The sequence below is a fragment of the Pseudomonas sp. ASL8 genome (assembly GCF_056680355.1).
This window is the reverse complement of the sequence record NZ_CM155278.1, coordinates 4,627,861-4,654,799: the sequence shown is the minus strand read 5'-3', so window position 1 is coordinate 4,654,799 and position 26,939 is coordinate 4,627,861. Positions and strand designations below refer to the sequence as shown.

The 26,939-nt window shown below is 54.3% G+C and carries 25 protein-coding genes and 2 pseudogenes; 21 read left to right on the top strand and 6 right to left on the bottom strand.

Features of this window, described 5'->3' with window-relative positions; translation table 11 throughout:
• Positions 1-41 precede the first annotated feature (41 nt).
• Positions 42-3,494: a sensor domain-containing protein gene (locus tag AC1MEA_RS21305; RefSeq protein ID WP_480918191.1), complete on the bottom strand. Its 3,453-nt coding sequence runs from the start codon at positions 3,492-3,494 to the stop codon at positions 42-44.
• Positions 3,495-4,347: 853 nt separating this feature from the next.
• Here AC1MEA_RS21305 and AC1MEA_RS21300 point away from each other — a divergent pair.
• The 13 genes and pseudogenes from AC1MEA_RS21300 to AC1MEA_RS21240 all read left to right on the top strand — a co-directional run bounded on the left by AC1MEA_RS21300 (position 4,348) and on the right by AC1MEA_RS21240 (position 17,503).
• On the top strand, positions 4,348-6,276 hold the full coding sequence (locus AC1MEA_RS21300; protein ID WP_480417297.1) for a methyl-accepting chemotaxis protein: 1,929 nt from the start codon (positions 4,348-4,350) through the stop codon (positions 6,274-6,276).
• Between the two features lie 11 nt (positions 6,277-6,287).
• Positions 6,288-7,841 carry a chemotaxis protein CheW gene (locus AC1MEA_RS21295; RefSeq protein ID WP_480417296.1) on the top strand — a complete coding sequence of 518 codons (1,554 nt, stop codon included), beginning with the start codon at positions 6,288-6,290 and terminating at the stop codon, positions 7,839-7,841.
• A 4-nt stretch (positions 7,842-7,845) separates the two neighbouring features.
• Positions 7,846-8,916 (top strand): protein-glutamate methylesterase/protein-glutamine glutaminase, encoded by a 1,071-nt coding sequence (locus AC1MEA_RS21290; RefSeq protein WP_480417295.1) that lies wholly within the window; start codon positions 7,846-7,848, stop codon positions 8,914-8,916.
• 12 nt (positions 8,917-8,928) lie between these two features.
• Positions 8,929-9,552, top strand: coding sequence for a HEAT repeat domain-containing protein (locus tag AC1MEA_RS21285; protein ID WP_480417294.1), 624 nt, complete (start codon positions 8,929-8,931; stop codon positions 9,550-9,552).
• On the top strand, positions 9,542-10,402 hold the full coding sequence (locus tag AC1MEA_RS21280; RefSeq protein WP_480417293.1) for a CheR family methyltransferase: 861 nt from the start codon (positions 9,542-9,544) through the stop codon (positions 10,400-10,402). The genes AC1MEA_RS21285 and AC1MEA_RS21280 overlap by 11 nt, the downstream gene beginning before the upstream one ends.
• Positions 10,399-10,770, top strand: a complete 372-nt coding sequence (locus tag AC1MEA_RS21275) for a response regulator (protein ID WP_480417292.1) — start codon at positions 10,399-10,401, stop codon at positions 10,768-10,770. Before AC1MEA_RS21280 ends, AC1MEA_RS21275 begins: the two co-directional genes overlap by 4 nt.
• The gene (locus tag AC1MEA_RS21270; RefSeq protein WP_480417291.1) at positions 10,767-13,469 is read left to right on the top strand and encodes a chemotaxis protein CheA; all 2,703 of its coding nucleotides are present in this window, start codon (positions 10,767-10,769) and stop codon (positions 13,467-13,469) included. The genes AC1MEA_RS21275 and AC1MEA_RS21270 overlap by 4 nt, the downstream gene beginning before the upstream one ends.
• Entirely contained in the window at positions 13,469-13,711 is a 243-nt protein-coding gene (locus tag AC1MEA_RS21265) for a hypothetical protein (RefSeq protein WP_480417290.1), read from the top strand. Before AC1MEA_RS21270 ends, AC1MEA_RS21265 begins: the two co-directional genes overlap by 1 nt.
• A gap of 13 nt (positions 13,712-13,724) precedes the next feature.
• Positions 13,725-14,099, top strand: coding sequence for a response regulator (locus tag AC1MEA_RS21260; RefSeq protein ID WP_480417289.1), 375 nt, complete (start codon positions 13,725-13,727; stop codon positions 14,097-14,099).
• 132 nt (positions 14,100-14,231) lie between these two features.
• Positions 14,232-15,413 carry a methyl-accepting chemotaxis protein gene (locus tag AC1MEA_RS21255; protein WP_480417288.1) on the top strand — a complete coding sequence of 394 codons (1,182 nt, stop codon included), beginning with the start codon at positions 14,232-14,234 and terminating at the stop codon, positions 15,411-15,413.
• On the top strand, positions 15,413-16,234 hold the full coding sequence (locus tag AC1MEA_RS21250) for a ParA family protein (protein ID WP_480417287.1): 822 nt from the start codon (positions 15,413-15,415) through the stop codon (positions 16,232-16,234). The genes AC1MEA_RS21255 and AC1MEA_RS21250 overlap by 1 nt, the downstream gene beginning before the upstream one ends.
• Before the next feature lie 58 nt (positions 16,235-16,292).
• A pseudogene (locus AC1MEA_RS21245) lies at positions 16,293-16,701 on the top strand (transposase); the annotation flags it as partial.
• A gap of 331 nt (positions 16,702-17,032) precedes the next feature.
• Positions 17,033-17,503, top strand: a complete 471-nt coding sequence (locus AC1MEA_RS21240) for a hypothetical protein (RefSeq protein WP_480417286.1) — start codon at positions 17,033-17,035, stop codon at positions 17,501-17,503.
• A 54-nt stretch (positions 17,504-17,557) separates the two neighbouring features.
• Here AC1MEA_RS21240 and AC1MEA_RS21235 read toward each other — a convergent pair whose 3' ends face one another.
• The gene (locus AC1MEA_RS21235; RefSeq protein ID WP_480417285.1) at positions 17,558-17,737 is read right to left on the bottom strand and encodes an antitoxin Xre/MbcA/ParS toxin-binding domain-containing protein; all 180 of its coding nucleotides are present in this window, start codon (positions 17,735-17,737) and stop codon (positions 17,558-17,560) included.
• 67 nt (positions 17,738-17,804) lie between these two features.
• Positions 17,805-17,885, bottom strand: coding sequence for a CGNR zinc finger domain-containing protein (locus AC1MEA_RS21230; protein WP_416194632.1), 81 nt, complete (start codon positions 17,883-17,885; stop codon positions 17,805-17,807).
• Between the two features lie 134 nt (positions 17,886-18,019).
• Between AC1MEA_RS21230 and AC1MEA_RS21225 the strand changes: the two genes are divergently transcribed.
• The 7 genes and pseudogenes from AC1MEA_RS21225 to AC1MEA_RS21195 all read left to right on the top strand — a co-directional run bounded on the left by AC1MEA_RS21225 (position 18,020) and on the right by AC1MEA_RS21195 (position 21,779).
• Positions 18,020-18,346, top strand: a complete 327-nt coding sequence (locus tag AC1MEA_RS21225; RefSeq protein ID WP_322216366.1) for an ArsR/SmtB family transcription factor — start codon at positions 18,020-18,022, stop codon at positions 18,344-18,346.
• Positions 18,343-18,778: pseudogene (locus AC1MEA_RS21220) on the top strand (YeeE/YedE family protein). Before AC1MEA_RS21225 ends, AC1MEA_RS21220 begins: the two are co-directional and overlap by 4 nt.
• 2 nt (positions 18,779-18,780) lie before the next feature.
• Positions 18,781-19,203 carry a DUF6691 family protein gene (locus AC1MEA_RS21215; protein WP_322178466.1) on the top strand — a complete coding sequence of 141 codons (423 nt, stop codon included), beginning with the start codon at positions 18,781-18,783 and terminating at the stop codon, positions 19,201-19,203.
• Positions 19,204-19,213: 10 nt separating this feature from the next.
• Entirely contained in the window at positions 19,214-19,402 is a 189-nt protein-coding gene (locus tag AC1MEA_RS21210) for a YgaP family membrane protein (RefSeq protein ID WP_322178467.1), read from the top strand.
• A gap of 293 nt (positions 19,403-19,695) precedes the next feature.
• Positions 19,696-20,154: an OsmC family protein gene (locus tag AC1MEA_RS21205; RefSeq protein ID WP_480417284.1), complete on the top strand. Its 459-nt coding sequence runs from the start codon at positions 19,696-19,698 to the stop codon at positions 20,152-20,154.
• A gap of 49 nt (positions 20,155-20,203) precedes the next feature.
• Positions 20,204-20,821, top strand: a complete 618-nt coding sequence (locus AC1MEA_RS21200; RefSeq protein WP_480417283.1) for a class I SAM-dependent methyltransferase — start codon at positions 20,204-20,206, stop codon at positions 20,819-20,821.
• Between the two features lie 460 nt (positions 20,822-21,281).
• Positions 21,282-21,779: a PaaI family thioesterase gene (locus tag AC1MEA_RS21195; RefSeq protein ID WP_480918190.1), complete on the top strand. Its 498-nt coding sequence runs from the start codon at positions 21,282-21,284 to the stop codon at positions 21,777-21,779.
• Positions 21,780-21,851: 72 nt separating this feature from the next.
• On the opposite strand, the gene AC1MEA_RS21190 is transcribed toward AC1MEA_RS21195, so the two are convergent.
• The 3 genes from AC1MEA_RS21190 to AC1MEA_RS21180 are packed head-to-tail and all read right to left on the bottom strand — an operon-like array spanning position 21,852 to position 25,280.
• On the bottom strand, positions 21,852-22,652 hold the full coding sequence (locus tag AC1MEA_RS21190) for a sulfite exporter TauE/SafE family protein (protein WP_480918189.1): 801 nt from the start codon (positions 22,650-22,652) through the stop codon (positions 21,852-21,854).
• Between the two features lie 28 nt (positions 22,653-22,680).
• Positions 22,681-24,351, bottom strand: coding sequence for a bifunctional protein tyrosine phosphatase family protein/NAD(P)/FAD-dependent oxidoreductase (locus AC1MEA_RS21185; RefSeq protein WP_480417282.1), 1,671 nt, complete (start codon positions 24,349-24,351; stop codon positions 22,681-22,683).
• 50 nt (positions 24,352-24,401) lie between these two features.
• Positions 24,402-25,280 carry an MBL fold metallo-hydrolase gene (locus tag AC1MEA_RS21180; protein WP_443691455.1) on the bottom strand — a complete coding sequence of 293 codons (879 nt, stop codon included), beginning with the start codon at positions 25,278-25,280 and terminating at the stop codon, positions 24,402-24,404.
• Positions 25,281-25,517: 237 nt separating this feature from the next.
• On the opposite strand from AC1MEA_RS21180, the gene AC1MEA_RS21175 reads away from it, so the two are divergent.
• A complete protein-coding gene (locus AC1MEA_RS21175) occupies positions 25,518-26,837 on the top strand; it encodes a sigma-54 interaction domain-containing protein (protein ID WP_480417281.1) in 1,320 nt (439 codons plus the stop codon).
• Positions 26,838-26,939: the final 102 nt, after the last annotated feature.

Sequence of the window (26,939 nt, the reverse complement as noted above, 5' to 3'; positions counted from 1 at the left end):
TGCCTAGCCCACCGTCTACTCCCCATCAATCAGATGACAGCTTAAACTGTTCCCTCTGGCTCTGCAGTCTCTATAGATTCGCTACCCAGGGTGGGTAAGCGCTTCTCTTTATATAAAATTTGTTCTAGTTCTAGCTCCGGTAGCGGGGGGCTAAAATAATAACCTTGGATTTGATCGCAGCGATGGCGCCGCAAGAACGCTAGTTGCTCCGCTGTTTCTACACCTTCCGCTATCACATCCAGTTTTAAACTGTGGGCCATGCGAATGATGGCCAGCACAATGGCAGCGTCGTCTGGGTTGCTCGTTACTTCGCGAATAAAGGTGATGTCGATCTTTAGTTTGTCGATAGGGAAACGGCGCAAATAGGCTAAGCTTGAGTAGCCAGTGCCGAAATCATCGATGGAAATTTTGACACCTAGATTCTTTAGAAACTGTAAGCTGGCGATGGTGCGTTCTGTATTCGCCATCAAGCAACTTTCAGTCAATTCCAATTCAAGCAAGTCGGCAGGGATGTTGTTATCGTTGAGCGCTTTGACTACATCTCCATCCAGGTTGCCTTCGATGAATTGGCGTCCAGATACATTCACCGATACTGGTACTCGACCGATTGAAGTGCGCATCCATTGCCCGATTTGCTGACATGCCGTGGCAATGACCCAACTACCCACGCGCACGATAAGTCCGGTCTCTTCCAATATCGGGATGAAGCCTTGTGGCGACACTAGGCCGTGCCCTGGCCGCTGCCACCGTAGCAAGGCTTCGAGACCGACAATGCGACCATTATTGAGTTGCACCTTGGGTTGGTAGTATAAAACGAACTCGTCATTCTCAATTGCCTTGCGTAAAGCTTTTTCCATGTCGAGCCGGGCCAACACCTCAGCATTCATTTGCTCTGTAAAGAAACGAAAAGTATCACGTCCTGCTTGTTTGGCCCGGTACATGGCCGTGTCCGCATATTTGATCATGGTTTCTGCGTCAGACGCTTCACCTGCCTGGACGGCGATGCCAATGCTGGCAGTCACGGTCACTTTGTTACCTTTCAGGTCGAACGGTGCGCGCAACACCTCTCGTATTTTATGGACGGTGGATGTTGCGTCTTGCTGCCCGTCTTGTAGCACCAAGATCAGGGCAAACTCATCCCCTCCAAGTCGTCCGGCTGTACCTCGGATGCTTAGGTATTGGACTAGACGATTACTGAATTGGATTAGCAACTCATCGCCGAGTGCGTGGCCAAGCGTATCGTTCACGTGTTTAAATTGATCCAGATCAATGAAACAAACGGCAACCCGCCAGCCACTGGTTTTAGATTTGGCCAAGAGTTTATTGAGGGTCTGATAGAACAGCGTCCGGTTCGGCAACCCAGTGAGAGAGTCGTAATGAGCCAGATGATGCAGGTATTTCTCTGTCTCCTTGCGCTTGGTGATGTCGCCCGCAGCCGCGACAATGATCCAGTCCGCCCCCGAGCGTTGCGCCTGGCGATGAACTTCTACCTGAACGTGAGAACCATCTTTGCGCCGGAATTTTTTTTCCTTTAGCTCATGTGTGCGCTGACCAGCGATGATGGCATCGTACTCACTCTCCAGCTGTTCAAGTGGAATCGAGTAAAATTGCGCTGGGCATGACTGCATTAACTCTTCATGCGTATAGCCGAGCATATGGCAGGCTGTCGCATTGATCTCGACAAAGCGCATGTCGCTGCGGCTCACCAAGAAAATTGCATCAGCGGTTGCGTCCATCGCCGTACGGAAGCGTTGTAAATCGGCCGTGCGCGCCTCCAGCTCGATGTTGTTCTCTTCCAGGGTGCGCTCGAAGCGCTTGTGCTCGGTCACATCACGCGCCGCCGCAAATACGCCTTGTAGCTGGCGGTCACGATCATGGAAGGTAGCGGCATTGTATGACACCACTGTTTCTTTGCCATCATGGGCACGTACGGTCAGTTCATAGTTGCTTACCTTTTTCTCGGTAAGAACGCGCTTGATTGCTGTGTCGGCCCGAGCCGGATCGGTGAAAAAGTTCTTGCACGGTGCGCCGATCAACTCATCGCGCGTACGTCCCGTGAGCGTCATCATCTGCTGGTTCACATCCGAAATGATGCCTTGCGGGTCGGTCATCATGAGCGCGTCGATATTCGATTCAATCAGAGAGCGGGTATAGAACTGTTGATCGCGTAGTCGCTGATCGAGCAGTGTCCGAGCCTCTTCAACTTGCTTGCGAGCAGTGTTATCGGTGCCAATCAGCAGATAGCCGATGATGGCGTCCTGCGCATCGCGCAGTGCTGTGACCGATACTACTGCAGGGAGTCGACTGCCATTCTTACGGATGTAGGTCAGCTCGTAGATGTCCTCAATGCCGCGCGAGGCCTTGAACACCAAAGCCTCAAAGCCTGGCGTAATCAGGGTTCCGAGTTCGATGCTCAATGCATCTGCACGCGCAATGACTTCTTGCGGATCGGAAATGTCGGCCGGCGTGATCTTGTTCATCACTTCGGCGGCTGTGTAGCCCAGCATCCGTTCAGCGCCGACGTTGAAAATCTGAATTACGCCTTTCGCGTCCGTGGCGATACTGGAGAAGTTGGCGCTATTGAAAATCGCGCGCTGCAAGGCTCCAGCCTTGAGTAGCGCCTCTTCCGCATGCTTACGCGCAGTGTTGTCGGTACCAATCAGCAGATAGCCAATAATGGCGTCCTGTGCATCGCGCAATGCCGTGACCGACACGACTGCGGGGAGTCGACTGCCATCCTTGCGGATGTAGGTCAGCTCGTAGATATCCTCGATGCCGCGGTAGGCCTTGAACACCAAAGCCTCGAAGCCTGGCGTAATCGGGGTTCCGAGTTCGACGCTCAATGTTTCTGCGCGCGCAATGACTTCTTGCGGATCGGAAATGTCGGCTGGCGTGATTTTGTTCATCACTTCGGCGGCCGTGTAGCCCAGCATCCGTTCGGCACCGACGTTGAAAATCTGAATCACGCCTTTCGCGTCAGTGGCGATACTGGAGAAGTTGGCGCTATTGAATATCGCGCGCTGTAAGGCTCCAGCCTTGAGTAGTGCCTCTTCCGCACGCTTGCGCGCAGTGTTGTCGGTGCCAATCAGAAGGTAGCCGATGATGGCGTCCTGCGCATCGCGCAGTGCCGTGACCGACACCTCTGCAGGGAGTCGACTGCCATCCTTGCAGATGTAGGTCAGTTCGTAGATGTCCTCAATGCCGCGCGAGGCCTTGAAAACCAAAGCTTCAAAGCCTGGCGTAATCAGGGTTCCGAGTTCGATGCTCAAAGCTTCTGCTCGCGCAATGACTTCTTGCGGATCGGAAATATCGGCTGGCGTGATCTTGTTCATCACTTCGGCGGCTGTGTAGCCCAGCATCCGTTCGGCGCCGACGTTAAAAATCTGAATCACGCCTTTCGCGTCAGTGGCGATACTGGAGAAGTTAGCGCTATTGAAAATCGCGCGCTGCAAGGATCCAGATTTGAGCGGCTCTTCTTCCGTTGTATTAGTGATGCCGCCTCCTTGCGTGAGGTGAGTTAAGGGGTGCAAGGAAGCGTTCCATCAGAAAACATCGCAGCTTCGGGCTTCAATCCATCATTTACGGCTGAATATATTTTGACTGCATCATTCATGAGAATTTCTCTTTGAAGATTTCAATTTTTCAAATGTTTACAGATGCAACGGGTTTGACAGAAATTATGGCGCTTATCTTTATCAAGCAGGATGTCGCTTAGGAAAGGGGCAGCCTATTACGCCGTCAGTGCACAGTAATGACATTGCCAAAAAGATTGCAGCGTACTCGAAATAGTGGCTTTGTGCCACTATTGGTTTCTACTTGCTGCGCTGGTGTTAGGATTTCACCCTGACTAAATCTGCACGCAGTTTCTTAAGGTTCACTTCGGAGTCGACTGAAAAAATCTTCCAGATGCCGTGAAATGCACCATCCTAAAAATACAGTTAATACCCATGAAGGCCTGAAAATTACCTATTTAAATGATGAGTATAATTAAACTGAGCAAAGTCACTTGTCTTAGTAAGGGTATATAGCTTGAGGTAGATAAATGCAGTCGTTGTACTCGATTTATTTCGATTTCCGAGCGTCATATATACCATTTTAGTCCGCCGTAGTGTATTTTTTGACGCACGTAAAATTGACGAAGTCGCTATTCATTTTAGCTATTCTTTTGAATGGCTTTTCCATTATTTATATCGATATGAATCTAAAGCGTCACGTCTTTGATTGATGGGCGCGAAGTTAAGAGTGTGCCCTTGGCTGGGTGTATTCGTTTGGATATTTGCAGCTGCGAGCTGTATCAATATGAATGCCTTTTACACGCTTAATAAAACTTCCTTGAAGGATATGACCATGCCACTCGTTAAATCGGTAAAGAGAACTACGTCCGCCTCACTTGCCCCCTTACTACCGGGCAAGTCTTCCGCAGTCGTCGCGCGCGACGCAGAGGCTCAGCGCAAGAGGGCGCGGACACTCGGTAAGCAGCAGCAGGCGGCTGAGCGTATCGCCGCCGCCACTGGGCAGTTATCTTCCGGCATCAACGAGGCGGCCTCTGCAGCCGAGCAGCTCAAGTGCGCAGCCGACCAGATCGCCTCGGGCGCGGAAGTGGCTTCTGGCGCGGCGCAGGAATCGATGGTCGCCTTTACGCAGATCATTGGCGCCATTGCTCTTCAACTGCAGAATGCGAACATCAGCCAGGCCAAGGCGGAGCTCTCCCAGACGTTAGTCGCCAAAACTTCAGCGGACGTTGCCAGCCTCATTACCAACGTCGCGGTTGCCGGGCAACGCCAGATTGCCTCGGTGGCAATGGTGGTAGAACTGGAAAAACAGGCTGCGAACATCGGCGATATTGTCAAGGCTGTGGCGCGCATTGCCGACCAGACCAACCTTCTGGCGCTGAACGCGGCCATTGAGGCTGCCCGCGCAGGCAAGCATGGCAAGGGCTTCGCTGTGGTGGCCGACGAGGTGCGGACCCTGGCTGAAACCTCGGAGAGAAGCGCCAAGCAGATTCAGGACCTGGTTGGCCAAATTCAGCATGACGTCAAGGCCATCGCTGACGGTATCAATACCTCGGCCGAGGCCATAGGAGGTGAGGTCGAGAAAGGCAAGGTCATTACTCTGCAGCTTGAACAGATTCGCACGGACGTGATCGAAGTGGTGCGCGGCATTACTGAAATTGCCACGGGCGCCAAGCAGTCCGACACCGCCGCCCAGCAGGCGCTTAAGGGGTCGGAAGAAATTGCCGCAGCTGCTGTTGAACAATCTGCTGCCGCCGAGGAGACAGCCAAGACAGTCGAGCAGCAGTCCCAAGCCCTGGCCGAGTCCGAGCAGGCGACGCAAGCCATGTCAGAACTTGCCGAGGACCTGAGGAACTCCACCGATGTGGCCAAGAGTGCCGAGGAGGTGGCGTCCTCGGCTGAGGAGCTCTCCTCAGCCGTGCAGGAAATCAACAGCGCCAGCGCCCAGATCATGTCCGCCATCGAACAAATTCGTAAGGGCGCGCAAACGTCTGCGGCAGCGTGTGAACAGTCCGCAGCAGCGGTCAACCAGATCGAAAGAGGCGTGGAGGTTGCTCAGCAGCGTGCCACGGACGGCGGAGAGAAGGTGAGGGACGTATTAGCAACACTCGCCATCAACAAGACTTCGGTGGACCAGTTGATCAGCGGTATTACTGCTTCGGTCATGGGAACGCAGGACAGCATCAAGCAGGTGAAGGATCTTGAGCAGGTGTCGCGGCGCATCAATAAGATAGTCGAAGCGATCACCACGGTTTCCATTCAGACCAATATGCTGGCGGTGAACGGCTCCATTGAAGCAGCGCGTGCTGGCGAGTTCGGTAAGGGGTTTGTCGTGGTGTCCACTGACATCCGCAACCTGGCGCGTGACTCGGCGGAAAACGCTGACCGTATCAAAGACCTGGTCAAAGCGGTGCAGGATCAGATAGCGGCCGTTAGTGCCGATCTCGAGGATATCGTCAAATCTGCCATCAGCGAGGTGGAGCAGGCCAAGGTGTCGACCGCGAACCTTAACCAGATCGAAGCCGACATCCTTGTGGTCGATCACGGTACGCGAGAAATTCTTGCCGCATCCATGGAAATTGCCACGGCTATCGGTCAAGCGAAGCAAGGAATCGAGCAGATTTCCACCGCCTCGCAGCAAGCTGAAAAAGCCGCTACCGAGGCAGCCAGTGCCGCTACGCAGCAATCCAGGGGTGCAGAGGAATTGGCCGCCGCCATCGAGGAAATATCCTCCCTTGCTGACGAACTGCAGAGTGCAGCATAAGGGGCGCCATTATGACGACTTACGCACTTGACGTTCGGGCAGGCGAGGCGCGGGCTGTAGACGATGGTCTCGAAGAACTCATCTCTGACACTCGACAGTTTGTCACCTTCATTGCCGGCGGCGAAGTCTTTGCCGTAGACATGGCCCCGGTGCAGGAAATTATCCGCCTGCCCGAGGTCGTTCGGGTGCCCCTGGCGCCAGCCTCGCTTGATGGTCTGGCGAATTTGCGGGGCAAGGTGCTGCCTATTATCTCCCTGCGCCGCATGTTCGGCTTCCCCGAGCAGGAGCATGACGACGCCTCCCGCGCGGTGGTGGTGGATGTGGGGCAACCACTCGGTTTTGTGGTGGATCGGGTCGCCAGTGTAGTGGGGGTGGAGCCTAGCCAGATTGAGGATGTGGGCGCGCTTCGCAGCACCGTAGATACCGATCTGCTTTCCGGACTCATTAAAGGTGTGGGCGGCCACGCCATGATTATGGTGCTGGATTTCGAGAAGCTCGTTGCGCGCGAGTTCTCGCAAATCGCCCAAATGGCCAAAAGCTCAGGCATGGCAAGATTGTTGTCGGCCAGTACAGCGGACGAAGAGGAAGAGCCTGAGAGCGATGAACTGCAACTGGTGAGCTTTAACGTCGCCGAACAGGAATACGCCATCGCCATCGAGGACGTGCAGGAGATTGTCCAGATACCGGAGACGATCATTCATGTGCCGCACTCGGAATCGCACGTCATTGGCATTATGACCCTGCGCAGTCGCTTGTTGCCGTTGGTCAGCCTGCGCCGCATGTTTGGCTTGCCCGATCAGCCCTTGGGCGAAAAAAACCGCATCGTCGTACTGGCTCTGGGTGGCACCTCGGTCGGTGTGGCGGTGGACGGGGTTAGCGAAGTGCTCAGGGTTGCTAAAACTTATGTGGATGCGGTGCCTGCCCTGCTCGCCAGGGGGGGAGAGTTCGCTGATATTTCTGAAATCTGTCGACTCGATGAGGGTAAGCGTCTGGTGTCGATCATCACTGTGCGCAATTTGTTCGACCATTCCGCCATCAAGGAAGCATTGAGTACTGTGAACGATATCGACCGAGACCCTGGTGAGGAACTGGATGACGAGCATGACGACGACGAACAGGTGGTGGTATTTCGCCTGGATAAGGAGGAGTTCGGCGTACCGATTAACAGTGTTCAGGAGATCGTGCGTGTGCCTGAGGAGCTCATCCATGTGCCCAGAGCCCCCGCTTTCGTAGAAGGTGTTATCAATCTGCGAGGCAGCGTGTTGCCGGTGATCGACTTGCGCCTGCGTCTAGGGCTGCCGCGGGTGGAGCGTTCCGACAACCAGCGCATCATGGTGTTTCTGATTTCCGACGTGCGCACCGGCTTCATCGTCGATCAGGTGGCCGAGGTGCTAAAGATACCCAAAGCGGTCATCGAGCCATCACCGAATCTCTCCGGCGGGCAGGGGCGTTTGTTGTCGCGCATGGCCAATATGGAGAAGCAAAAACGCATGGTGCAGTTGCTTGAACCCGCGTACCTGGTAGCTGACGAAGAGCTTGTAACCCTCTCCAATGTGGGTGATTGAAGACGTGATCAAGCTTCTGATCGTCGATGATTCGGCGCTGATGCGGCGCCAACTGACGCAGATATTTGCGTCAGCTGGCGATTTCGAAATATGCCAGGCGAGAAACGGCCGCGAAGCAGTGGAGCAAAATCGCACTTTTCAGCCTGATGTGGTCACGCTGGACATCAACATGCCTGAGATGGACGGCCTTACGGCCCTCTCTCTCATCATGGCCGAGCGTCCAGTGGCGGTGGTCATGGTGTCGTCGCTGACCGAGAAAGGGGCTTTGGCCACCTTCGAGGCTCTGAATCTCGGGGCTGTGGATTATATCGTCAAGCCGGACGGTACCATCTCGCTGACGATCGACAAGATCACCGACGAACTGGTGGGCAAGGTGCGCTCCGCCGCTCGCGCGCGCATCAAAGGTAAAACGCCCCCGGTCAAAGGGCTGGCCCAGCGCATGCGCGACGACCGTGAAAAAATCGCCGTGCGTCCAGTGGTTGCCCGCCGCAGCATCGAAGAAGAAGGCCTGGTCGTTGTCGGTGTGTCCACAGGTGGTCCTAGGACTCTGGAAGCGATCCTGCCGCAATTGCCCGCTGACTTTCCCTGGCCAGTGTTGGTGGCGCAACACATGCCGGCAGCGTTTACCAAGTCTTTTGCCGATCGGCTGAGCAGGATTTGTGCATTACGAGTCGTCGAGGTTTCGTCACCGATGCCAGTCGAGCCAGGGACGGTTTATATCGCCAAGGGTGGGGCTGACATGGTGGTGACCCAGCGAGCCGGAAAGCTCATCGTGCTGCCAAAACCGGAAAGCTCGCAGCACCTTTGGCATCCCTCAGTGGAGCTGCTTGGCCGATCGGTCCTGGAGCACTGCGACCCTGCACTGGTGACCGGAGTAATGCTCACTGGCATGGGCCACGACGGAGCTGATGCTTTCACCGAAATCAAACAGCGTGGCGGACGCACCATTGCTGAATCGGAAGCGTCCTGCGTGGTGTTCGGCATGCCCAAGGAATTGATCGAAAAACGCGGCGCGAGCCTGGTATTGGCGGCGGAGAGGATTGCCGCCCAGCTCAATGTCTGGGCTGGGCGATAAAAGGAAAATGATATGGCCTTCATCAAAAAGAACAATACCGAATTTGTCATACAGGAAGGTCGTAAACAGGCGCGGGAGTGCCCGGATCTACTGGTCAGCCTAGAGAGTGATGATCCTGCGGCCCGCCGCTGGGCCGCTCGAGATCTTGCCAACTGCCAGGACGTCGCGGCCGCGCTGGTCAATCGCCTGAAGCGGGAAGGGGATTTGTCCGTTCGGGAAGTGATCCTCACCACGCTAACCCGGCTCGGCGATTCAACGGCTGTCGCGGGGCTGGTCGATTGCCTGCGCAGTGAGGATGCGGCCTTGCGCAACGAGGGTATAGAGGCGATGAAGCAATTGCCCGACGAAGTCGCGCCGATCATTCGCGGACTCCTGGCCGACAGCGATCCGGACGTGCGTATCTTCGCCGTTAATATCCTCGAATCGTTGCGCCACCCTGACGTCGAATCCTGGCTAATCGAAGTGATTGAAACAGAGCCGCACGTCAATGTCTGCGGCGCGGCGCTGGATGTGCTCAGCGAGGTCGGCACCGACGCAGCGCTGGAGCCCCTTGCACGGTTCAAGGCCCGATTTGCCGATGAACCCTACATTCAGTTCGCCGCCGACCTGGCGATGAGCCGCATCCATGAAGACTGACTTGGCCATGACAAAAATCGCCATCAATGACGACGATTTCCAGAAGTTCCGGGAGTTTTTTTACCGCAAAACGGGTATCAGCTTCGACTCGAGCAAGCGTTATTTTGTGGACAAAAGATTGGTGGAGCGCATTCAGGCCACTGATAACGACAACTTTCGTGGCTATTTCAGCATGCTGCGCTTCCAGGCTTCGGGCGAAGAGTTGCAGCATCTCACCAACCTGATGACGGTTAATGAAACCTATTTCTTGCGCGAGGAATACCAGTTTAAGTGCCTGGTCGACTCCATTCTGCCGGATATTATTAAGCGCAAGACCGATCACAGTCCTATTCGTATCTGGTGTATCCCTTCGTCCTCAGGCGAAGAGCCTTACACCGTTGCGATGTACCTGCTGGAGCGCTGGGCAGGCATCCGCAAGTGGGATGTGGAGATCATTTCGTCCGACATCGATACCGGCATCCTGCATAAGGCGTCTGTCGGGCGCTACTCGGCTCGCTCTGTACAGCATGTGCCTGCGCCGTGGCTGGCGAAATATTTCGCCCGCGTGGGTGACGAATACCAGATATGCGAAGACCTGAGGCAGGCAGTGGATTTCACCCGGGTGAATCTCGCGGTACTTGCCGATACAAGGCCATACCGCAATTTCGATGTGATCTTCTGCCGCAACTTGCTGATCTATTTCGATGATGTGTCACGCAAGGCAGCGGCCGAAACGTTCTATGACGCCCTCAATCCCGGGGGCTACATCTGTCTAGGTCATTCGGAATCCATGAGCCGTATCTCTTCGCTGTATCAGGTGCGCAAATTCCCTGAAGCCATTGTTTATCAAAAATCTCTGGAGGCACGATGAAACGCATCCTGATTATTGATGACGCCGCCACGGTACGTATGTATCACCGGAATATCCTTGAGTCCGCAGGTTATGCCGTCGAAGAGGCTATGAACGGCATTGAGGCGCTTGAAAAAGCGTTGCCAGAGCCCTTCGACCTTTACATTGTGGATATCAATATGCCGAAGCTTGATGGCTACGGTTTCCTGCGTCAGTTGCGTGGAGAGGACATCCCCCAGGCGCCGGCCATTATGGTGTCCACCGAAACGGCTGCCCATGATCAGTCGGCGGCTTACCGAGCGGGGGCCAATGGCTACTTCGTCAAGCCCGTCAAACTCGCACAGTTCTTGACGCATGTCCGCCTGCTGCTCGGAGAGGTGCACCCATGAATCCCTTGCTCGAACAATTTCTCGCCGAAGCACGCGATTTTCTGCAAGGCATTGGCGAAAAGCTGATGCAACTGGAGCAGGAGCCGGGTAACGCCGATCTGATGATTGAGCTGTTTCGTTTTGTGCATACGCTGAAGGGTAACAGCGGCCTGTTTGATTTTCCCGAAATGACCCGCGTGCTCCATGCCGGCGAAGACCTGATGGATGCCGTGAGACATGGTGAGGTCGCCTATTCACAAACGTGCGCAGACCAACTGCTGGATGCTATGGATTTCGTCGGGCTCCTGTGCGACGAGATTGAGTTGGCAGGCGCCATCGATGTGTCACGTGCCGCCGACTCGGCACGTTTGGCTGAGGCCTTGCGGGCGCTGATCGCGCGCCATTCAGTGGACGATACTGCAGGTTCCGTAAAGGATAGCCAGCCGCCTGCTGCTGATTCATCGTCCACGATGTCGGCTCAACTACCGCTGGCCGAGATCCCGGAAGCCATTCGCTTGGATGCCTATCAGCGTGCGATGGGCGGCGACTCCATACACTGGGTCGCTTACACACCTGTAGAAGAATGCTTTTTTCAGGGCGATGATCCTTTTTTCTCCGCCCGTCAGACGCCCGATATCTTGTGGGGCCGGATTGTGCCCCGCGAACCTTGGCCGCAGCTGGAAGAACTCGATGCCTACCGCTGTGTGCTGGAGTTCCAGTTACTGACGACAGCTCCCCGCGAGGAGTTGGCCGAGCACTACCGCTACGTTCCTGATCAAGTGTGCATCACTGCGGTGGAGCCATGGTTTGTTGTCATTCCCCAAGGCGACTCCAGCAGCGTGCAGGACTATGAGGATTTCGTCGTCGACGCACAGCGTCATCTGGAGACAAGCGATCTCATAGCGCTCAAGCAGGCAGCAGAAATCATGCTGCACCTGGGTAACCCGGACTTATGGTGTTCGTCGGCCTTACGCTGGTTACTTGTTCTGTTAAACAGCGCGCCGAAAAATCACTCGACCCTGCACAGTCTTATCGAGTCGCTGCGTACCTTGACGCCCCCGGATTGGGCCGCCGCGATGGCATTGTCAGTGGTCACCGTCCCGGTGCCGGCGGATGTGCGTGTTAATAAGTCTCAACATTCGACGTCTTCCCTAAAGTGGCAGCCTGAAGATGATGTGACTGCACTTCAAGCCATCTTCGCCGCTCAGCGTCAGATTCTGATGCTCGACGATCATCCTGCCTGGCTACCGGGTCGTCTCAAGGCTGTTGCGGGGGTGTTGGTAAATTGCTGCAAGGCCATCGGTGATTCGACTGCACAACGCGAGATCGAAACCGCTTTGCAGCAAGCCTTAGCCTCAGGCAGCCGTGCCTCGTTGCTGGGATGGCTGGACGCTTACGATGTTTTGCAGCCGCCAGCCAAAGGTTCGCCTGGCGATGTAGCCGTTGCCAATACTGCTGCGTCCGTTGCGTCCTCATCCGTAGGCTGCCTCGAAACGATGGACGAAGGGGGGAAATTCGGTCGCCGTACCGAAGACACCATCGCCAGTCCCACGAGCCTCAAGGTCGATCAGGTCAAGATTGATCACTTGATGAATCTGATTGGCGAAATGGTCGTGTCCAAGAATGCATTGCCCTACCTTGCCCAGCGGGCGGAAGAGCAATACGGCGTTCGCGAACTTGCTCGTGAGATCAAAGCGCAATACGCGGTAATCAACCGCATCGCCGAGGAGATGCAGGATGCCATCATGCAGGTGCGCATGATGCCGGTCTCTTTCGTGTTTCAGCGCTTTCCACGTCTGGTGCGTGATCTTTCGCGCAAGCTCGGCAAAGAAGTACAGCTAGTGCTCGAAGGCGAGGACACGGAAGCTGACAAGAACATCATCGAGTCTCTTTCTGACCCACTCATCCACATTGTCCGTAACAGTCTCGATCACGGTTTTGAAACCCCGGCTGAGCGACGAGCAGCGGGTAAGCCCGCTTCGGGCAAGCTCACGATCCGCGCCCTACAGGAAGGCGATCAGGTGCTGATCGAAATCATCGACGACGGCAAAGGCATCTCTCCAGCGGTCATCAAGCGAAAGGCTTATGAAAAGGGTGTCATTGACGAGGCCACTCTAGAGCACATCAGTGATCGGGATGCGGTCAATCTGGTATTCGCCGCAGGCTTTTCCACTGCTGATGTCGTGTCCGATCTCTCCGGTCGAGGGGTGGGCATGGACGTGGTGCGCACCGCCGTGGAGAAGGTCAACGGCACCATCCAGCTGGAAAGTGAAGTGGGTAGGGGTACCCGCATTCGAATATCGCTGCCGCTTTCCATGGCAGTGACCCAGGTCATTATCGTCGAATCCGACAGGCAGATTTTTGGCGTGCCCATGGACCATGTTGTGGAAACCGTGCGCATACCCTGCAGCGCCATCCGCACCATCAAACACAGCAAGACCGTTGTGTTGCGAGGGAGCATCGTTCCGCTGAAAGCCCTTAACGTTTTACTCGGGCTTCCCGCCGCACCCCAAGCTAATGCCTACGATGAAATGGCCGTGCTGGTGGCTAGAGTTGGCGGCGAGGTGGTGGGGTTGATAGTGGATGACTTCCACGAAACCGTAGACGTTATTCAGAAACCCTTGAGCGGCATGCTTTCAGGCCTGACCGCCTATTCGGGGTCGGCCCTCATGGGGGACGGCTCAGTGCTCATGGTGCTCAATGTAAAGGAGATCGTTTAGTGCCCATTGAATACAAAAGAAATCACGCACTCTTCTGTGATATAGCGAGTGTCGATGAGGCTGAAGGTCTGCTCGAATGGCTGCTTAAAAAGGCCGCCGCCGCCAAGGTGGATCTTGGCGCCTGCACTCATCTGCACCCCGCAAACCTGCAAGTACTGATTGCGGCCAAAAGCCACATCGCTGTCTGGCCGAGCGACGCGAATCTACGTGCGTGGCTCGAAACTGTCTTGATAACAGAATAAAAGGAGAACCCTCATGGCAAAAATCATATTTCTCGTCGACGACTCGGTCACCATGCTGATGAGTGTCAAAGCCACACTTGAGATGAATGGCTTCAAGGTGGAAACCGCTAGCGATGGTGTGCAGGCACTCAATAAGCTGAAGGGGGGAGTGAAGCCCGACCTCATCATCACTGACATCAACATGCCCAACATGGGCGGGATGGAACTGATCAAAAACGTCAGGGTTCTTCCAGGTTTTCGCTTCACGCCAATTTTGACGCTCACCACGGAAAGCAATGCAGCCAAGCGCGATGAAGGCAAGAAATTGGGCGCCACTGGCTGGCTGGTGAAACCCGTCTCTGGTCCCGACCTCGTCAAGGTTATCAAGCAAGTGCTGCCGGGCAGTTAAGCCTGTTCGTTGAGTGCAAATCGGCACGTAAATCCCTGCTAACAGAGAAACCATGATGTTCTGTCTTAAAGCATTTACCGATAAACAAAAGTACAACGCGAAAAAAAGCGATATCGACAGGTGGTTGTTGCCATGTTGCTGATCCCATTCCTGAGTTCCGGCCTATTCTGGCTGATCTTGCCTTTTATCACCGGGCCGGAAATCAGTCCTTACCGGTCGATGATCGCCTTGGTGCTGCTGTTCGTCATCATGCTTTCCCAACTCATCACCTTTGTCGCAAGAAGGGCGTTGGCTCGCCCCAGCCTCAAGAATGCCGAGATCATTGTTCCGCACAGAAATGATGAGGTTCTGCACGCGGTGCAAAGCGATGTCAAGGACGCCACGCCTTATATCGACAACATGTGCCAACAGATTAGTGGCGTGCAGGAAGAAGTCGAGCACGGGGTTATGGCGGTGATTGAGCAGGTCAGTGCAATGCATGCTCAGTCCAGCCAGCAGATGGAGCGCATCAACCAGTCCATCAGCAACGGCATAGCCTTGAGCAATGCGACTGAGCGGCAGGCCGAGATCATCGCCGTGCTTGAGGCGCAGTTGCAAAGTCGGGTGAATGAGCTTCAGGATAATTTTGAGCGTAGTCAAAGTCTGTCGGTCGAGATCGTCGCGCTGAAGCCCTTGGTGGGGGTGATCGCTACTATCGCCAAAAATACCAATCTCTTGGCGTTGAACGCAGCAATAGAGGCGGCACATGCTGGCGAGTCAGGGAGGGGGTTCGCCGTGGTAGCCACAGAAGTACGAAAAATGTCCGATGAGACTGCCGCCGTTGCCGCTGAGATTGCCAGCAACATTAACGCTGCGGCCGAAAAAGTGGCAGCGGAAATGGCCGATGCGTCGCCGGAGCACCAGCGTTCTACCAGTGACTTACGTCAGCTCATCGACGACTTGGCCTCCATGCAGCAGCAATTCAGCAGCAGTAGTCAGTTGCTTATGGGGGTTATGCACGGTGTTGAATCTGGACACCATGAGATGGTAGAGAGGCTGTCACAGGTGCTAGGCCACATCCAATTCCAGGACGTGATGCGGCAGCGATTGGAGCAAGTACAAGGCGCACTGCTCGAAATGAACGAGCACCTGCAGGGGTTGACGAGCAAGCTGATCGACCCAACCTGGGATGGCATGATCGAGATTACCTTTAAGGATCGGCTGGCCAATCATCGCAATCACTACGTGATGGCGAGCCAAGCCGTCACCCATCATTCCGTGGTTGGCGGCAAGGCTATCAGCGATCAGGGCCTGCCAGCGATCGAACTGTTTTGATGCGCGTGCGCAAGGCAGTTATTCTCGCTATTGCTAACCGTAAAGGCGGTACCGGCAAGACCACGGTGGCGGTCAATCTCGCCGCCGAGTTCGCCGCGCTCGGGCGGCGTGTCCTGCTCATCGATCTGGATTCCCAGGGTCATTGCGCGTTCGGATTGGGGATCAAGCCATCCGATACAAGCGTGCATCGGATTTTCACCGACCCGAAGGCGAGTCTAAGCCAAGCCATTCAGCCGACTGCGCTCGAAAATCTCTGGCTTGCGCCGGCCGATACTCTTTTCGATCATGGCAGTGGCGCGCGCGATGACGACCGGCTTAGAGGAGCTATCGCCACGGAAGGCGTGAGCGATAACTTCGATATTATCATCATAGATACCCCGCCCTCGTTGGACACGCTACTCATCAATGGCCTCATGGCGGCCGACCGAGTGCTTGTGCCCTATGTGCCGCATCCCTTGTCCTTCGAAGGCGTACGTCAACTCGTGCGCGTGCTGTTCAAGCTGATGTCTGGGCCGAACCGGAAACTGAAACTTCTGGGTTTTTTGCCTACCATGGCCGCCGAGCACATCCGTCAGCACCGGGCAGTGACCGGCGATATGACGCGTCAGTTTGGGCCGCACCGTGTGCTCGCCGGCGTACGCACCGACATCCGTCTGGCGGAAGCCTTTGCCGCTGGTCGGCCCATCAGGTATTACGCGCCGAAAAGTCGCGGGGCGAAAGATTTTGCCATGCTTGCTACATCGCTAGTGGCTGTGCTGGTTGATCATGTCGAACTGAGCATCTCCACCGAGCGTGTACCGCAGCTCCAAAGTGCGATTTAGCGAAGGGACAGGGGACAGGGGACAGCAGGCTTGCACTATTGCTGTGAGCCTGGCTGGGCAAGTTACTCAGCCGCATATTGGCAAGCCTCGCTGGAGCTGTCGAAGCATGGCTCGAATCGTCGGTATTTCACTGGCCAGTGTCCAGCGGATATGGGCAGCCAACGACATAAAATCACACCTTACACGCACCTTTAAGCTGTCCAACGACCCCAACTTCGGAGAACAGTTCTGATGTTATCGGGCTGTATCTGGTACCTTCCGATAAAGCCTTGGTGCTCTGTTGCGACGAGAAAAGCCAGGTTCAAGCCTTGCAGCGCACGGAACCCGGATTACCATTGGGTATCGGTCATATCCGTACACAAACTCATGACTATGTTCGTCACGGCACACTTGCACCGTTTGCAGCGATGGATTATCTACAAGGTCGGCTGATCAGCAGCATTGAAACTCAACACCGACAAGTGGAGTGTAATTCCGAATAGGCGGCAGGTGAGCGTATTCAGGGCTGCTACAGCGCCAAAAATGGTTCGCCGCTCAAGGCCGCTTAGGGCGTTATGCGGTATCGGCCCCCGATATGACCTTCCAGGAAAATCCGCAAAGGCAACAACTATCCTGACACCCGGGGCATCTGACACCACGATCTGGCGAGTATTTTCGCCTAAATGGGTATCTGGTTTTATTAGATCACTACACATCTTGTCTACTGAAAATACGGGCGGTGTCAAGCCGATATCTATTGCGTACAAAAAACCACCACTGTTAAGATATCTAAATAATAAAAAGAATAGGGTTAAGAAGATGTCAGCCTACGTTACCCATATCGAATATAGAGAAGAACAAACCTTGGCCTGGGTGGACATCAACCACCTCAGCTTGGAATCTCGCTCTGCGCGGCGTTGTCGTTTTCAAACTATTGGTTGGATCTTGGATATTGTCGATCAGGTAAACTCAAAAATAGATCCTAGCAATCTTGCAGATGAAGATTATGCTAAGAATGCGCTGATAAAATTTGCGCTGATGGATGAAGAATCGGCTGATCGACTGCTTTGCGCTAGGGACTGGAGACGTCGATTTGAAGCCGTCTGGCCTACATTAGATGAAGAAGAGCGTGATGACGCTCTCAGATATGATTACGATGGGTGGGAAAACTATTGGCCAGGTTTTGATACCTTTAACCGCACTTTTTTCGAAGCTTACAAAGCCTTGCGCTCTTCTTCTCCGCAAAAGAGCAGCAATACAACTTTTGACCCGTTTCAAAATGTAGTGTAGCAGTCTAATGAAATCGGACACCCATTTAGCTGAGTGCGCACATTCGGATGAGTATCAGCTGTTGATTCGCTCAAGCACATTTTTGACCAGCAAATACCGTGCTTCACTGTGCGCGAGCTCCACTGGTGTTTGATCACCCAAAGCTGTTTTTGGCTGATTCAGCCATGCGTTTGCTTTATTTTTGTTGCCAAAAACCTGCTCGGCTTGACGCTGAACCAATTCAACATAATTCATTTCGGGCTCTCGTTAGACGCGCTGCTGTAACCAGGGGGTTATCGGGGTGCGTTCGGTTATTCCTGGATCACTCGAGTGCCGCCTTCGATTGGTAATGCCGCTGCGCTTTCGCACGATTCCCACACGTAGCCATCGCGCACCACCGTATAAGCCCGGTTTCCTAGGTTGATCTAGATAGCCTCGAAGCACTGCGTCCTATGGTCTCTATCCCTAGTGCAAGAACTGCTTGCCATACAATATATAAAATAATATATTGTTGTTATCTTAACTGAAAGCTGTGTCATGACTGCCACCAAAGACGCTCTCAATATCCCGCAGCTGCGCGCGAACGCCGATGCTGCTGGTCAGCTACTCAAGGCTCTTGCCAACCCAGATCGACTGCTTCTGCTCTGTCAGTTATCGCAGGGAGAGCGCAACGTCAGCGACTTGGAGGCTTTGCTTGGCATCCAGCAACCGACGCTGTCTCAGCAACTCGCAGTGCTGCGTCGGGAAGGGCTCGTGGAGACGCGTCGCGACGGCAAGCAGATCTACTACCGCATCAACAGCCCGGCAGCACTTGCCGTGATCAATACCCTTTACCAACTATTTTGTGCGGGAGACGCGACATGAGCATCGACTGGCTTAACTTCACTCCCTGGTCAGCCCTGTCCGGGGGGGGCATTGATCGGGCTGGCTGCCAGTGTGTTTGTTCTCGCCAATGGCCGTATTACGGGAATTAGCGGATTGCTCGGCAGCGTACTCCAATGGGGTAGTGATGGCTGGGGAGAGAAAGCGTTGTTTCTACTTGGCCTGCTGTTGGCGCCCTTGCTATGGACGCTGTTTGCTGCCTTCCCGATGATCCAGTTCCAGACTGGCTGGGTTGGTTTGGTGCTTGCTGGTCTTCTAGTGGGTGTCGGTACCCGCTATGGCTCCGGTTGTACCAGTGGCCATGGCGTGTGCGGCATATCGCGCTTATCCCCGCGCTCCATCGCTGCAACGTTGTGTTTTATGTCTACGGGATTTGCCACGCTGTATGTCGTTCGTCATGTGTTGGGAGTCTGAGCATGGTCAAATTGACTGCTTTTTTTGCCGGGTTGATCTTCGGACTTGGCCTGCTACTGGGTGGCATGGCGAACCCCGCCAAAGTGCTAGGCTTTCTTGATTTGGCGGGTGCTTGGGATCCCTCTCTGGGGCTTGTCATGGCTGGCGCTATCGCAGTTGCGATCCTGCCGTTCAATTGGGCCCGCAAACAGAAGCAATCCTTGCTTGGATCACCCATGCAGCTACCCGTTAAACGTGAACTGGACTCTCGACTCATTGTAGGCAGTCTTTTATTCGGTGTTGGCTGGGGCATCGCAGGCATCTGCCCTGGGCCGGCGGTGGCGATTTTGCTCACCGGACACTGGCAAATCATCGTGTTTGTGCTGGCCATGCTGGCCGGTATGTTGCTGTTCTCTGTGCTCGAAAACCGTCGAACGGATAGATAAGGAAATAGCCATGAAAGCAAATGTTGGAACCATCGACCGCATTCTGCGCGTTGTCGCAGGCGTAATTCTGATCGGTCTGAGCCTGGCTGGGGTCATTGGCTGGTGGGGCTGGCTTGGTGTCGTGCCATTGGCTACCGGCATCTTTCGCTTCTGTCCGGGCTATTCGCTTATTGGGGTCAATACCTGCAAGCGTTCTTAGCCCAGGGCTGTTACGCAGCTTGGGGTCTGCGCGGTTATTAACGCTCTTGGCGAGACCCCATATTTTGTCAAACACGCTTCGGCGCGAAAATGCCGAGCGTGGACTTTGACTGCGTTAGGTGAATGTAGGCGTTAGCCCTGTTTCAAGTTGCAACCTTCCAGCGGCAGAGGTTGCTAATGGATCGACTCAGCTGGTTGAGTTCCCTCGAATGATTCGGGGCACGATAGTTCGAACGACCGAGTTGCCCTAAGGCTTCTCAGGCTTTATTCACCCTTCAAAGGAATATCGCGGACATGACCCTGAAAACTATTAGCGCACATGGCACCCTCGGTTCAGGCTTTGCAGTCGAAGTGACTTGCGGTGAGCACCACGTCATCATGGATCAGCCCAAGCATGCTGCTGGACAGGATACTGGGCCTACTCCGCTGGAGCTAATTCTCGCCGCGATTGCCGGATGCTTTGGCACCATTGGCCGCTTTCTTGCTCATCAGCGCAAAATTGAACTGCGCGGCATGCGCTTTGAAATTCAGGCTGATTACGATCCTGCCGGATTACTCGGGCGGGATATTTCTGTTCGGCCAGGATTTCAGGCATTACGAGTATTGGTAGAGATTGATGCCGATCTGAGTATTGAAGAAAAGCAGGCGTTTTTGCAAGAAGTAGAGCGCCGCTGCCCACTGGCTGATAATTTGACCCATGGCACTCAGCTATACAGTCAACTCGTAGATCGCGAATCGCCAACTACTTTGTAGGCGTGCACTACACCTCCCTGTTTCGCAAAGACAGCTCAGAGGAATCACTATGCAATCCAAGGAGTACTGGGAAAACGTCTACACGGCCAAAGCCGCTGATGAGGTGAGTTGGTTTCAAGAGCACGCTGCACTCTCGCTCAAGTTGATTCGAGAGGCGGGTGTACCGCTTACAGCTTCGATCATTGATGTTGGCGGCGGCGCATCAACACTGGTTGATGATCTCTTGGCTAACGGTTATGAAAACGTCACGGTTCTTGACCTTTCCGGAAAAGCTCTTGCTACGGCAAAAGCCAGGCTCGGCACGCTAGCTTCGAAGGTACAGTGGCTAGAAGCGAATATCATCGAAACCAAGCTTGATTCGAACGCCTACGACGTGTGGCATGACAGGGCCGTATTTCATTTTTTAACCACTGCAGAAGAGCGGCATGCTTATGTCGAGGCTGTACTTAGGGCGGTTAAACCAGGCGGTCTGGTCATCGTGGCAACCTTTGCAGAGGATGGGCCAAGCAAGTGCAGTGGCTTGTCTGTCATGCGTTACGATGCCAATGAGCTTCATGCTGAATTCGGTGAGCCGTTTATCATGCTCGGACATGAAAAAGAGTCTCACCATACGCCAGGGGGCAATGAGCAGAAGTTTGTTTACTGTTTTTGTCGCAAGGTAATCTGAGTAGTGAATTACCTCTGATTTTGTAGATACATCTGAGTGACTTCTTTTAGCTGATTTTAGGGAGGCGCTAATTTATTCAAAAAACCAGTTGTTGCTCTCAGATGAATCAAGATCTCCAGCGTTTCCGGAACGAAATACCGCATAAGTCAGCGCGTCCTTAGCAATCGTCAATGTTCGTACTAGGTTGCGGACTCAACCGGTGTTAACTGAGCTGGAAATCATTCTATGAACTTTTCAATGGTAGACGGCCCTGATTGGGCAAAAACTTTACTGCGTCAATCGTTGATTTCAGAGCGGTCGGTCAGTATTGCTAAACGCTCAGGTTGATCGGGTGAGTTAGGCTATGGTGGTTCGTCGATATATTTTTAAAAGGGTTGAGAGGCTGCAATTCTTCATGTTTATAAGCCAGCAATTAGTTAAACTTCGGCAATCCGATAACAAATCAACAAAAGGACAATCGATGACTACCCACGTTCTTCCATTGCAAGATCAGGCGGCCCCGGAAGGCATCTGTTTCGGGTGCGGAAGCGCACACCCAAGCGGTCTCCACATAAAAAGCCACTGGGATGCCGACGGAGTTCATGTGGTGTGCAAACACACTCCAGCCCCTGAGTTTACTGGCTGGCCAGATTTGGTTTACGGTGGTTTCATTGCAATGTTAGTAGACTGCCACTCGAACTGGACTGCGATGGCCTATCACTATCGTGCGGAAGGGCGGGAGCCTGGAACATTACCTCGCATTGATTGCGTGACTGGGCAGTTGAACCTCACCTACCGTAAGCCTACACCGATGGGTGTCGAACTCACCTTGAAGGCATGGGTTGAAGGAGAGGTAGGGCGCAAGTCACGGATTATTTGCGAGGTTTGGGCAGGTGACGTTTTGACGGTGATCGGCGACTCTGTCTTTGTCAGGGTCAGCACTGAGAAACTAAGGACTGAGGCACAAGCGGTCATCTGAATCGATGTACGAGAAACCGTAGGTACAGTGTGAGAGGGCGGCGGATTTGCAATCCGCCACCTACTCGATCAGCTAAATAGCTTTTACAAGCAGGGCGACTGCAACCACGCCGGACACAATGGCAAACCCTCTTTGTAAATGAGGCCCCGATAGCTTGGCGGCGACCAGACGCCCGCTGATCATGCCTGCTAATGCGCCAATGGAAAACGGAAAAGCAATTGCCCATTGCAAGTGTCCAGTCGCCGCGCTTGCAGCAACTCCGGAGATTGAAACCAGTGCAATAACGGCTAGAGACGTTGCCAGGACGGACTGTGCTGTCAAATTGGTATATCGCTGGAGCGCCGGCACCATGACAAAGCCTCCGCCAACACCCAGCAAGCCAGAAAGTCCACCCGCGACAATGCCAGAAACTGTGAGTGCCCATGCACAAGGAGCCGTCCAGTTTAGCTTGCCTCGGCTCGCGTCCAACAGGCAGGGCGGTGGCTTGTTCTTGACGTTTTTCTTTGACTCAACGGAAGCAGGCAATGATCGTTGAAACACTCGAAATGCAACGTACATCAGCACAAAAGCAAAGACGATCGTCAACGGACGGTTGGGTGTGCGTTGTGCCAGCCAAAGGCCAAATGGGGAGCACACTATCCCGGCTCCAGCGATCAAGAGCGCCGCTTTATAACGTACGGTGCCGTTTTTTAACCCCATCACAGCGCCCAAGGTTGCCGCTAATCCAACAGCAAGCAAACCGATAGGCCCGGCTTCGGACATGCTCAATCCAACGCCAAAAACGAGCAACGGAACGGCAAGTATTCCTCCGCCAGCGCCAGTGAGAGCCAGAATCACGCCAACAGTAAACCCGAGCAGCAAGACTATGATCATCTCTCCCTCCTTGCTTTCAAGTCTGATTTCATGAGTCCGCCAGCTCTGGTTTTGCCAACCATTCATGGCCCTTCAGCATGGCCTTCCAATAAAGCGGCGGAAGGATCCGCTCTTTGAGCAGCCATGCCAGTCGTGATGGATGGGTGCCGTCAATAAGCCAGGATGGAAAGCTCGGCGCTAGCTTGCCGCCATATGTGAACTCGGCCAGCACGATCTTTCCGCGCTCCACCGTCAGTGGGCAGGAGCCGTAACCGTCGTAATGGGCGCTGCCCTTTGCTTTGCCCATGGCAGCCAACACATTATGGGCAACGACCGGCGCTTGCTTACGTGCGGCTGCTGCGGTTTTGGCGTTACTGGAGTTAGCAGCGTCACCCAATGCATGAATATTTGCCCAGGTCTTGTGGCGCAGGGTGGTGGGATCGACATCAATCCAGCCATCCGTATCTACGAGGGGGCTGACCCGGATAAAATCCGGCGCAATCTGTGGCGGTACTACATGCAACAAATCAAAGTTGCGAGTGACAAGTTGCGTGCTGCCCTCTGTGCTTACACAGCTAAATGTTGCTGTTCGGGCAGGCCCATCAATGCTGGTTAGCGTGTTGCCGAAATTCAGGTCAATACCATAAGCGGTGATGTACTCCATCAGCGCAGGCACGTAGTCGGGAACTCCGAACAGTACTGCGCCAGCGCTGCAAAACTCGATCTGGACTTTTTCCAGCACGCCAGTACGCTTCCAGTGATCGGCTGATAGGTACATCGCCTTTTGTGGCGCGCCTGCACATTTGATCGGCATAGGTGGTTGCGTGAAAATGGCCCGGCCACCCCGTAGTTTCTGCACCATCTCCCATGTGTAAGGGGCGAGGTGATACAGATAGTTCGACGTCACACCGTTGCGGCCTAGCGTGTCGGACAGGCCCTCAATTGCATGCCAATTGAGTTTAAGACCAGGACAGACCACGAGTTGTTCGTACTTGACGACTCTGCATCCATCAAGAATCACGGCATTTCGCTCAGGTTCAAACGCGGCTACGGCAGATTTGATCCAATGCACGCCGTGCGGGATGGTCGATCCCATGGTGTGGGCTGTTTTGGCTGCGTCAAAGACACCACCGCCGACAAGAGTCCAGCCAGGCTGGTAATAGTGCACATCTGCCGGGTCGATAATGGCAATGTCGAGTTCGGGATCTCGTGCCAATAGGCTGGATGCGGTTGCGATACCCGCCGCGCCTCCACCGATAATGACCACAGCATGCGAAGCCTCGGCAACTTCAACAGGCGTGCGTCCCTGATTCGCGATCCGGCGAATGACACTTTTCATATCGAATCCAGCTTTTTTTGCTGTATCGACGATCTGCGGCAGGGACTGCTGACCCGCTTGTGACAGTGCCCACATGGTTGTTGAGCGCATGCCGGAGCGGCAATACGCCAACACCGGTTTCGGAAGGGATTCAAGTAGCTTTCCGAAGGCAACACCTTGCTCGTCAGTGACCTTGCCCGATTCAGCAGGGAGGTAGTGCGCCTCGATACCCATTGCTTGCGCTGCGCGCTGGATCTCGGCAAACAAAGGCTGATCAACGCCTTCGCCATCGGGACGATTACAAAATATGGCGCGAAAACCGGCGTCTTTCAGTTCTGCCAACTGATTGGGCACAATCTGCTCCGATACCGACAGTCCTGGCACGAGGTGGCGAATGTACATAGGTGTCTCCGTTAAAAATATTTTTGTTATGTGTATTTTTGCGGGCGACGTCAGGCGACGTTGAGCGGGATTTTCAGATAGCGTGTGCCGTTTGCTTCGGGCTCAGGAAAATGTCCAGCCCGCATGTTTACCTGAACCGATGGCAGGATTAGCGTCGGCATTTCCATTGATGCATCACGCTTGGTGCGCATCGCTACAAACTCCGCCTCACTGATACCGTTACGGACATGAACGTTGTGGGCGCGCTGGTCAGCAACGGTGCTGATGAATTGCACTTCACGACCACCAGGTTGATAGTCGTGACACATGTACAGCAAAGTATTGGCCGGCAGACTCAGCACTTTGTTAATTGACTGGAACAGCGTGCGCGCGTCACCACCGGGGAAGTCACAACGTGCGGTACCGTAGTCGGGCATGAACAGGGTATCGCCGACGAATGCTGCCGTTTCCTCACCATCGCTAACCACATAGGTCATGCAAGCTGGCGTGTGGCCTGGCGTATGCAACGTTCGGCATTGCAGCGTACCAATGGCGAACGACTCATCATTCGTGAACAGGTGATCGAACTGACTACCGTCACGGGCCATGTCGCTACCTGTATTGAACAAAGCGCCGAAGACTTCCTGCACGGTCGCTATCTGGCTACCGATACCTATTTTCCCGCCGAGATTTTCCTTCAGGTACGGCGCTGCCGTCAGGTGATCCGCATGGACGTGGGTTTCAAGTATCCAGTCGACCTTCGCATTGAGTTCGGCCACTCTCGCAATTAACTTGTCGGCAGACGTCGTGGCGGTGTGGCCTGATTTCGGATCGTAATCAAGTACGCTGTCTACCAAGGCGCAGTGGCGGGTGGCTAGATCCAGCACAAGATAGCTGACGGTACTGGTAGCAGGATCGAAGAATCCTTCAACGTGAAGTTTTGCGGTCATGGTCTGTCTCCTTAGGGGGGCTCTTACCGAGTCGCTCGCACCAAGGGCTGACAGTTGCAATAAAGCTGCCAACTAAACATATTGTTTAAAATACATATATCTAATTGATTTAAAAGAACTATTTATTTTTCAATAGGCTGGTTTTGTACTCAAAAGCAAGAAGGTACTGCCATTGGCAGTGTTTGTTGACATAGGTGGCAGTGCCACAACAGTATGGGCGAATTCTTAGGAGCCATGATGACCAGCAGCCTGCCCCCTCCAAACGGCCCACACCCGGATCAAGTGCAATCACTTGTCTCGTTCCTTGAGCACGAAGCAGACCCGATGATCGTGCTCGATCCTGAATACAACATCCTGGCTGCCAACACTGCGTACCAGCGTCAGTTCGGCAGCGTTGACAAGCCCTTTATTGGCCACAAGTGCTATCAGATTTCACACCATTACGATGTCCCTTGCGATCAGGCCGGCGAGCATTGCCCGATGAAAAAAGCCCAGGAGCTGCGCGGGCCAGACCGGGTTTTGCATATCCACCACACACCGCGCGGCCCTGAGCATGTCGAAGTCGAATTACGCCCGATTCTAGACGCAAAGGGTGTCATCACCGCTTATGTGGAACGTCTTAAGCTGGTTCGCAGCGCATCAGCGCGGCCCAGCAACGAGGGACTGGTCGGCTCATCGCCTGCCTTCAACCTTGCTCTGTCGGAGCTGCAGCGGGTGGCCCCCTCAATGTTGCCGGTACTGTTGCTGGGAGAGTCCGGCACAGGTAAGGAGTTGTTCGCCCGCGCCGTACATGAAACCAGCGAGCGGGCCGCTGGGCCGTTTGTGGTAGTTGATTGTTCGGGGCTGACCGAAACGCTATTCGAGAGCGAACTGTTCGGGCATGAAAAGGGAGCGTTCACCGGCGCCACCACGCGTAAGCCGGGCTTAGTCGAGACGGCGCAAGGCGGCACGTTGTTTCTCGATGAGATAGGTGACGTTCCGCTGGCGATGCAGGTGAAGCTGCTGCGCCTGATCGAGTCGGGTACTTATCGCCGTGTCGGCAGCGTCGAGACCTTGCACGCTAATTTCAGGCTGATTGCAGCGACTCACAAGCCACTCGAAAAAATGATGGAAAAGGGTGAGTTCCGGCAGGATCTGTACTACCGGATCAGTGCTTTTCCGATTCAGTTGCCGCCATTGCGCCACCGGATCGAAGACATTGGCTTGCTCGCCAATTCATTTCTGCAACGGGTAGGCCCTGGCAAGCGCAGGCTAACCATAGAAGTCGATGCCCTGACGCAATTGCAGCGGTTTGCCTGGCCGGGCAATGTTCGCGAGTTACGCAATGTTCTGGAGAGAGCCAGCCTGTTCGCCGACGACGGTGTAATCCGCTCTGTACATCTGCCTGCAGCGCCAGCGTCGATATCTCCTCAGGTCTCTATCCCGCCTCCTTTCAACGGCGGAACGCTGGTAGACGTACTGGCCACGTTCATAGGTACCCGCAGCGAACTGGCCAAGCACATGGGCATTAGCGAACGTACTTTGTATAGACGACTGAAAGAACAGGGACTGGCCTAACCACGCGTCAGTCTATGACTGCCAATCACTGCCGCCATGGCAGATTGGCAGCATATTTACCTGCCAAGGCATCTGCCGTCTTCGTGCTTAAATATTTAAGTG